Source organism: Rathayibacter sp. AY1F3 (genome assembly GCF_002931975.1).
Classification (GTDB): Bacteria; Actinomycetota; Actinomycetes; order Actinomycetales; family Microbacteriaceae; genus Rathayibacter.
Map to the genome: position 1 here is coordinate 1 of NZ_PSVF01000052.1, position 7,287 is coordinate 7,287.

A 7,287-nucleotide genomic window follows, 5' to 3' on the forward strand; every position below is an offset into this window, starting at 1 on the left:
GTCCACGCCACCTCGTCGATGGTCCAGCTCATGAGGGCTCCTCCCGGCCGCGGGCGGCCGGCAGAATGGCCTCGGCCGTGCCCGCCGCGCGGCCGGGAGGAGCCCTCATGAGCTGGACCATCGACGAGGTGGCGTGGACCCACCCGGACGCCGAGCGTCTGCGCGACGCGCAGCGGCGCGAGCTCGACGAGCGCTACGGCAACGACGACCACGAGCCCGGCACGCCGCCCTCGGCCGACGACGTGCCCGTCTTCCTCGTCGCCCGCGACGCGAGCGGCACGGCGGTGGCCTGCGGCGGACTGCGGCCTCTCGACGACGACGTCCTCGGACCGGGGGCGATCGAGGTGAAGCGGATGTTCGCCGACCGCGCCGCCCGCGGCACCGGAGCGGCCACGGCCGTCCTGCGCGCGCTCGAGGCGCGGGCGGCCGCTCTGGGCACGACGCGCCTGGTGCTGGAGACCGGGACGCTCCAGCCCGACGCGATGCGGTTCTACCTCCGGGAGGGCTACCACGCCATCCCGCCGTTCGGCGCCTACATCGGGTCCGAGCACTCGGTCTGCTATGCCCGCGATCTCGCTCCCGGCGCCTGAGCGTCAGCGGCGCAGGGTCTCCACCGGGTACTCGCCGAAGCGGCGGTGGTACGCCCCCGAGAAGCGGCCCTGGTTGAGGAAGCCCCAGCGCGCGGAGACGGCGCGCACGGTCTCCTCGCCCGGAGCGCCCTCGCGCAGCTCGACGCGCGCCCGGTCGAGACGCACGCCGCGCAGGTAGCCGAGCGGAGTGTCGCCGAAGTGCCTCCGGAACGCGGCCTGCAGCGCCCGCGGAGTGAGCCCCGCCGCTGTCGCGATGTCGGACACGGTGACGGGCGACGCGGCGAACGCGTGCAGGAACTCGGCGGCACGCAGCAGGTGCTCGAGCCCCGGCCGCAGCACCTGCGCCGGAACGACGACCGGCCGGTGCGCGAAGGTCGCGAGCAGGTGCAGAGCGACGCCGCGCTCGGCCGCCACGAGCTGCAGCGCTGTCGCCTCGCGGCCCGACCGGAGGACGCCCGCGAAGTCGTCGACCGCCCGCCACCAGCCCGGGAGTGCCGACGCGGAGGCGATCGAGCGGTGGTCGAAGACGAGCGGCAGCGGCACGCCGTCGCCGGCCTCGGACGCGACCTGCTCGAGGAGGCCGGCGGCCACGTGCACGAGCCGCTGCTGGAAGTCACGGCTGACGAACTCGAACGGACGCGCGCTGGGGAACACGACCGGCCGCCCCGGCAGGTGGACGATCCGATCGCCCTCCGGGTCCACCACGCTCGTGCCGGAGAGGAACCACGAGACGACGTACTCGCCCGCCGGACGCAGCCCCCCGGACACGGAGCCCCGGAACACCGACGTCCGCAGGCTCACGCCCTCGCTCCCGGAGACGTCGTAGCGGAAGGAGAAGGGCCGCTCGACCGGTTCCGTCCGGAATCCCGACCCGCCGTAGCCGTCCGAGTAGAAGCGCCGCGCCTCCTCCAGGTCGGCCCCGGAGCGCGTGAAGCGCTGCAGCGCAGGACCGGCACCCATCGGACCAGGATGCCACCTGGACGGATTGCGCACCGGTCGCCCCCGCGCCCCTCTCCGGGGCACGTCCTGTCGGCAGGGTGACGGGGTCGGACGACACGGACGGAGACGCATGGAGATCAGCGCACGCAGACTCGCGGCACGCGACGCGGTGGCCGTCGTCGCCGTGCTCGCCGCACTCGAGGGGGCGCTCGCCGTGGACTCCCTGCCGCCCGGCCTGGAGGAGGTCCTCCTGCACCAGCTCGAGCGCAGCTCGCTCGTGCTCCCCGGCGCCGACCGGGACGAGCTCGCCTCCGCTCTGCGCGCGCTCGGCGTCCGCGTGCGCGACGCGCTCGGGTAGAGGCCGCCGCCGACTACAGTCGAGGGGTCAACCGAGCCCGAGGAGTGCCCGCACGTGTCGAACGAACCGTTGAATCCCGCAGAGAACGAGTCCCACTCGGTCGTCACCGAGGCGGGCACGGGATTCACGCACTTCACCGACCGGGCCGTGGTCGCGATCCGCGTCAACGGGGAGCTCAAGGACCTCGCCGCCGACGTCGTGCCGGGCGACCGCATCGAGCCGGTGCTCATCTCCTCGCCGGACGGGCTGAACATCCTCCGCCACTCCGCGGCCCACGTGCTCGCACAGGCGGTGCAGCAGATCAACCCGGAGGCGAAGCTGGGCATCGGCCCGCCCGTCACCGACGGCTTCTACTACGACTTCGACGTCGAGGAGCCCTTCACGCCCGAGGCGATGAAGGCGCTCGAGAAGGCGATGGACCGCATCGTCCGCCAGGGCCAGCGGTTCGTGCGCCGCGTCGTCTCCGAGGAGGAGGCGCGCGCCGAGCTCGCCGGCGAGCCATACAAGCTCGAGCTGATCGGGATCAAGGGCGGGGGAGCCGAGGACGAGAGCGTCGAGGTCGGCGGCGCCGAGCTCACCATCTACGACAACGTCGACCCGCGTTCCGGCGAGACGGTCTGGAAGGACCTCTGCCGCGGCCCGCATCTGCCCAACACCCGCATGATCGGCAACGGCTACGCCCTGACCCGCAACGCTGCCGCCTACTGGCGCGGCTCGGAGAAGAACCCGCAGCTGCAGCGCGTCTACGGCACCGCGTGGCCCACGAAGGACGAGCTGCGCGAGCACCAGGCCCGCCTCGAGGAGGCGGCGCGCCGCGACCACCGCAAGCTCGGCCACGAGCTCGACCTGTTCTCCTTCCCGGACGAGATCGGCTCCGGCCTCGCGGTCTTCCACCCCAAGGGCGGGATCATCCGCTACGAGATCGAGCAGTACATGCGCGAGCAGCTGCTCGCCCACGACTACGAGCTCGTCTACACGCCGCACATCACCAAGGGCGACCTGTTCCTCACGAGCGGGCACCTGCAGTGGTACTCCGAGGGGATGTTCCCCCCGATGCACCTCGACGAGCTGCAGGACGAGGACGGCAACGTCACCCGCCAGGGCCAGGACTACTACCTCAAGCCCATGAACTGCCCGTTCCACAACCTGATCTTCCGCTCGCGCGGCCGCAGCTACCGCGAGCTCCCGCTGCGCCTGGCCGAGTTCGGCACCGTGTACCGCTACGAGAAGAGCGGCACCCTGCAGGGCCTCACCCGCGTGCGCGGCCTGACCCAGGACGACGCCCACATCTACGTCGCGCAGGAGGACGTGTCGGCCGAGCTGACCCGCAACCTCGAGTTCGTGCTGCAGGTGCTGCGCGATTACGGCCTCGACGACTTCTACCTCGAGCTGTCCACGAACGAGGAGGGCAACCCGAAGTTCGTCGGTGCGCCCGAGCAGTGGGAGGAGGCGATCGAGTCGCTGCGCGCGGTCGCCGTCGCCTCCGGTCTCGAGCTGGTGCCGGATCCGGGAGGAGCGGCGTTCTACGGTCCGAAGATCTCGGTGCAGGCGCGCGACGCCATCGGCCGCACCTGGCAGATGTCGACCATCCAGCTCGACTTCAACCAGCCCGAGCGCTTCGAGCTCGAGTACACGGCCTCGGACGGCTCGAAGAAGCGGCCCGTGATGATCCACCGCGCGCTCTTCGGCTCCATCGAGCGCTTCTTCGCGATCCTCACCGAGCACTACGCCGGGGCGTTCCCGGTCTGGCTGTCGCCGGTCCAGGTCGTGGGCATCCCGATCGCCGACGAGTACCTGCCCTACCTCGAGGAGGTCGTCGGCGAGCTCAAGCGGTCGGGCATCCGCGCCGAGATCGACTACTCCAGCGACCGGATGCAGAAGAAGATCCGCAACGCCACGCTGCAGAAGGTGCCCTTCCAGATGATCGTGGGGGAGAAGGACCGCGACGCCGGAGCCGTCAGCTTCCGCTTCCGAGACGGCACGCAGGAGAACGGGATCCCGGTCGCCGACGCCGTCGCGCGCATCCGCGAGGCCGTCGCCTCGAAGGCGCAGGTCTGAGCGTGAGCGACGGCTGCGTGCCCGAGGGAGCGGAGGGCTCGGCGCACCTCGCCGGGGTTCCCGACGAGTTCCAGCGCCTGTGGACGCCGCACCGGATGGTCTACATCCAGAAGGGGCAGCCCGGAGCCGACGACTGCCCCTTCTGCGTGGCGCCGACGCTGAGCGACGAGGAGGCCCTCATCGTCGCCCGCGGGGAGCACGCCTACGTCCTGCTGAACCTGTTCCCGTACAACTCCGGCCACCTCCTGGTCTGCCCGTACCGGCACATCCCGCTCTACGACGAGGCCACTCCCGAGGAAGTGGCCGAGATCGGAGCGCTCACGCAGACGGCGATGCGCGTCGTCCGCTCGGTCTCGAACAACGACGGCTTCAACCTCGGGATGAACCAGGGCGCGGTCGCGGGAGCGGGGATCGCCGCGCACCTGCACCAGCACGTGGTCCCGCGCTGGGCGACCGATGCGAACTTCTTCCCGATCATCGCCCGCACCAAGGCGCTCCCGCAGCTGCTCGGCGACGTGCGGGCGAGCCTCGCGGCGGCCTGGCCGAGCCTCTAGACCGCCGCCCGGCCCCCTGTCCAGCGCCGCGGGCGGTAGGCGCCGTCTCGTAGACTCGGAGCTGCCGTCGGCGGAAGTCGCCGCACAGAACAGGACTCGCGAACATGACCGACACCACCACTCCGTCCTCGTCCGCTCCCGAGCAGTTCGGCTCGAGCCGCGTCAAGCGCGGTCTCGCCGAGATGCTCAAGGGCGGCGTCATCATGGACGTCGTCGACGCCGAGCAGGCCCGCATCGCGGAGGACGCAGGCGCGGTCGCCGTCATGGCGCTCGAGCGCGTCCCCGCCGACATCCGCTCGCAGGGCGGCGTCGCACGCATGAGCGACCCCGACCTGATCGACGGCATCGTCTCCGCCGTGTCGATCCCCGTCATGGCGAAGGCGCGCATCGGCCACTTCGTCGAGGCGCAGATCCTGCAGGAGCTCGGCGTCGACTACATCGACGAGTCCGAGGTCCTCTCGCCCGCCGACTACGTGAACCACATCGACAAGTGGAACTTCACCGTCCCCTTCGTCTGCGGAGCGACCAACCTCGGCGAGGCGCTGCGCCGCATCACCGAGGGCGCAGCGATGATCCGCTCGAAGGGCGAGGCCGGCACCGGCGACGTCTCCGAGGCGACCAAGCACATCCGCACGATCTCCGGCGAGGTCAACCGCCTGAAGGCGATGACCAAGGACGAGCTCTACGTCGCCGCGAAGGAGCTGCAGGCCCCCTACGACCTGGTCGTCGAGATCGCCCGGACCGGCAAGCTCCCCGTCGTCCTCTTCACCGCCGGCGGGGTCGCGACCCCGGCCGACGCGGCGCTGATGATGCAGCTGGGCGCCGACGGCGTGTTCGTCGGCTCCGGCGTCTTCAAGTCGGGCGAGCCCGCCAAGCGCGCGGCCGCGATCGTGAAGGCGACCACCTTCTTCGACGACGCGAAGGTCGTCGCGGAGGCCTCGCGCGGCCTGGGCGAGGCGATGGTCGGCATCAACGTGGCCGACGTGCCCGCGCCGCACCGCCTCGCCGAGCGTGGCTGGTAGCGCCGACGCGCCGCTCGCCGGCGCAGGAACGACGCGGGAGTCCCTCGAGGGGCTCCGCGTCGGGGTCCTCGCGCTGCAGGGCGACTTCCGCGAGCACGCGCACGTCCTGCGCGAGCTGGGCGCCGAGGTGGTGCTGGTGCGCCGCCCGGAGGAGCTCGCCACCGTCGCGGGGCTGGTCATCCCGGGCGGCGAGTCCACGGTGATGGACAAGCTGTCGCGCCTCTTCGACCTCGCGGAGCCGGTCGTCGATGCGATCGGGGCGGGGATGCCCGTCTACGGGACCTGCGCCGGGCTCATCATGCTCGCCGACCGGGTCCTCGACCGCATCGACGGCCAGAGCAGCTTCGGCGGCCTGGACGTGTCGGTCCGGAGGAACGCGTTCGGCAACCAGCTCGACTCCTTCGAGACCGATCTCGACGTGCCGGCCATCGGCGATCCGCCGGTGCACGCGGTCTTCATCCGCGCACCGGTCGTGGAGGAGCTGGGGGAGCGGGCGACCGCGCTCGCCAGCGTCGCCGACGGGCGGGTGGTCGCGGTCGAGCAGGGCAACCTCCTCGGGACGGCGTTCCACCCCGAGATCACCGGCGACTACCGGTTCCACGAGCTGTTCCTGCGGAAGGTCGCGGCGACGCGCTTCGGCGACTGACCGGCTGCCGTCCCCTCCGCCAGGGGTGGACGGTGCGGGACCCGCGGGCCAGGGTGGTCGCATGCCCGAACTCCCCGAGGTCCAGGCCCTCGCCCTCGATCTCGACGCGCGCCTGGGCGGACGCGTCCTCGAGCGGCTCGACGTGTTCGCGATCTCCGCCCTCAAGACCGTCGCCATCCCGCCGTCGGCTCTCTCCGGCGAGACCGTCCACGGAGTGTCGCGGCACGGCAAGTTCCTCGACCTCGCAGTCGGCGAGGCCCACGTCCTCCTGCACCTCGCCCGCGCCGGCTGGGTCCGCTGGCGGCCCGAGCGGCCGACGGCGCCGGCGAAGCCCGGCCGGGGACCGCTCGCCGCGCGGCTCGTCCTCGACGACGGGTCGGGGTTCGACGTGACGGAGGCCGGCACGAAGAAGAGCCTCGCGCTCTCGATCGTCGCCGATCCGCTCGACGTCCCGGGCGTCGCCCGGCTGGGTCCCGATCCGCTGGACCCGGAGTTCACCGAGGAGATCCTCGGCGCGATCCTCGCCACGGCGGGCCGGGCGCAGGTGAAGGGCGTCCTCCGCGACCAGTCCCGCATCGCCGGCATCGGCAACGCCTACTCGGACGAGATCCTCCACGTGGCGCGCATGTCGCCCTTCAAGCCCGCCGCGCTCACCGCCGACGAGCTGGACCGCCTCTACGCGGCCCTCCGCTACACACTCGAGGAGGCGCTCGCCCGCGCCGAGGGCCTGCACGCGGCCGACCTCAAGCGCGAGAAGAAGCTCGGCATGCGCGTCCACGGCCGCACAGGAGAGGCGTGCCCCGTCTGCGGCGACACGATCCGCCAAGTGGTCTTCCACGACTCCACGCTCCAGTACTGCCCCACCTGCCAGACCGACGGCAGGATCCTCGCCGACCGGCTGCTGTCGCGGCTGATCAAGTAGCGAGCCGGTCCTCGCCCGGCTCGCCGCGGTCGGCTTCCGGAGATGGCGGGGCGGGCGGAGCGGGTCGCGTCCGCCTACAGCGATCCGCTGGCACGCGGATCACTGGTTCGGCTGTGCTTGTGGCGAGCCGGTCCGCGCCCGGCTCGCCGCGGTCGGCTTCCGGGGGTGGCGGGGCGGGTGGAGCGGGTCGCGTCCGCC

Annotated in this window: 8 protein-coding genes; 7 read left to right on the forward strand and 1 reads right to left on the reverse strand. The window is 72.1% G+C overall.

What is annotated here, in order from left to right; translation table 11 throughout:
• Positions 1 to 107 precede the first annotated feature (107 nt).
• On the forward strand, positions 108 to 590 hold the full coding sequence (locus C5C39_RS16745) for a GNAT family N-acetyltransferase (protein WP_104261679.1): 483 nt from the start codon (positions 108 to 110) through the stop codon (positions 588 to 590).
• Between the two features lie 3 nt (positions 591 to 593).
• On the opposite strand, the gene C5C39_RS16750 is transcribed toward C5C39_RS16745, so the two are convergent.
• Positions 594 to 1,550: an AraC family transcriptional regulator gene (locus C5C39_RS16750; RefSeq protein WP_104327523.1), complete on the reverse strand. Its 957-nt coding sequence runs from the start codon at positions 1,548 to 1,550 to the stop codon at positions 594 to 596.
• A gap of 109 nt (positions 1,551 to 1,659) precedes the next feature.
• Between C5C39_RS16750 and C5C39_RS16755 the strand changes: the two genes are divergently transcribed.
• From C5C39_RS16755 to C5C39_RS16780, 6 genes are all read left to right on the forward strand, one after another.
• Positions 1,660 to 1,887 (forward strand): hypothetical protein, encoded by a 228-nt coding sequence (locus tag C5C39_RS16755; RefSeq protein WP_104225342.1) that lies wholly within the window; start codon positions 1,660 to 1,662, stop codon positions 1,885 to 1,887.
• Positions 1,888 to 1,956: 69 nt separating this feature from the next.
• Positions 1,957 to 3,945 carry a threonine--tRNA ligase gene (gene thrS / locus C5C39_RS16760; protein ID WP_104353918.1) on the forward strand — a complete coding sequence of 663 codons (1,989 nt, stop codon included), beginning with the start codon at positions 1,957 to 1,959 and terminating at the stop codon, positions 3,943 to 3,945.
• A gap of 2 nt (positions 3,946 to 3,947) precedes the next feature.
• Positions 3,948 to 4,499 carry an HIT domain-containing protein gene (locus C5C39_RS16765; protein ID WP_244230646.1) on the forward strand — a complete coding sequence of 184 codons (552 nt, stop codon included), beginning with the start codon at positions 3,948 to 3,950 and terminating at the stop codon, positions 4,497 to 4,499.
• 104 nt (positions 4,500 to 4,603) lie between these two features.
• On the forward strand, positions 4,604 to 5,521 hold the full coding sequence (gene pdxS, locus C5C39_RS16770; protein WP_104353916.1) for a pyridoxal 5'-phosphate synthase lyase subunit PdxS: 918 nt from the start codon (positions 4,604 to 4,606) through the stop codon (positions 5,519 to 5,521).
• Between the two features lie 73 nt (positions 5,522 to 5,594).
• Entirely contained in the window at positions 5,595 to 6,167 is a 573-nt protein-coding gene (gene pdxT / locus C5C39_RS16775; RefSeq protein ID WP_374953715.1) for a pyridoxal 5'-phosphate synthase glutaminase subunit PdxT, read from the forward strand.
• A 61-nt stretch (positions 6,168 to 6,228) separates the two neighbouring features.
• Positions 6,229 to 7,089 (forward strand): Fpg/Nei family DNA glycosylase, encoded by an 861-nt coding sequence (locus C5C39_RS16780; RefSeq protein ID WP_104225339.1) that lies wholly within the window; start codon positions 6,229 to 6,231, stop codon positions 7,087 to 7,089.
• The last annotated feature ends 198 nt before the right edge of the window (positions 7,090 to 7,287 follow it).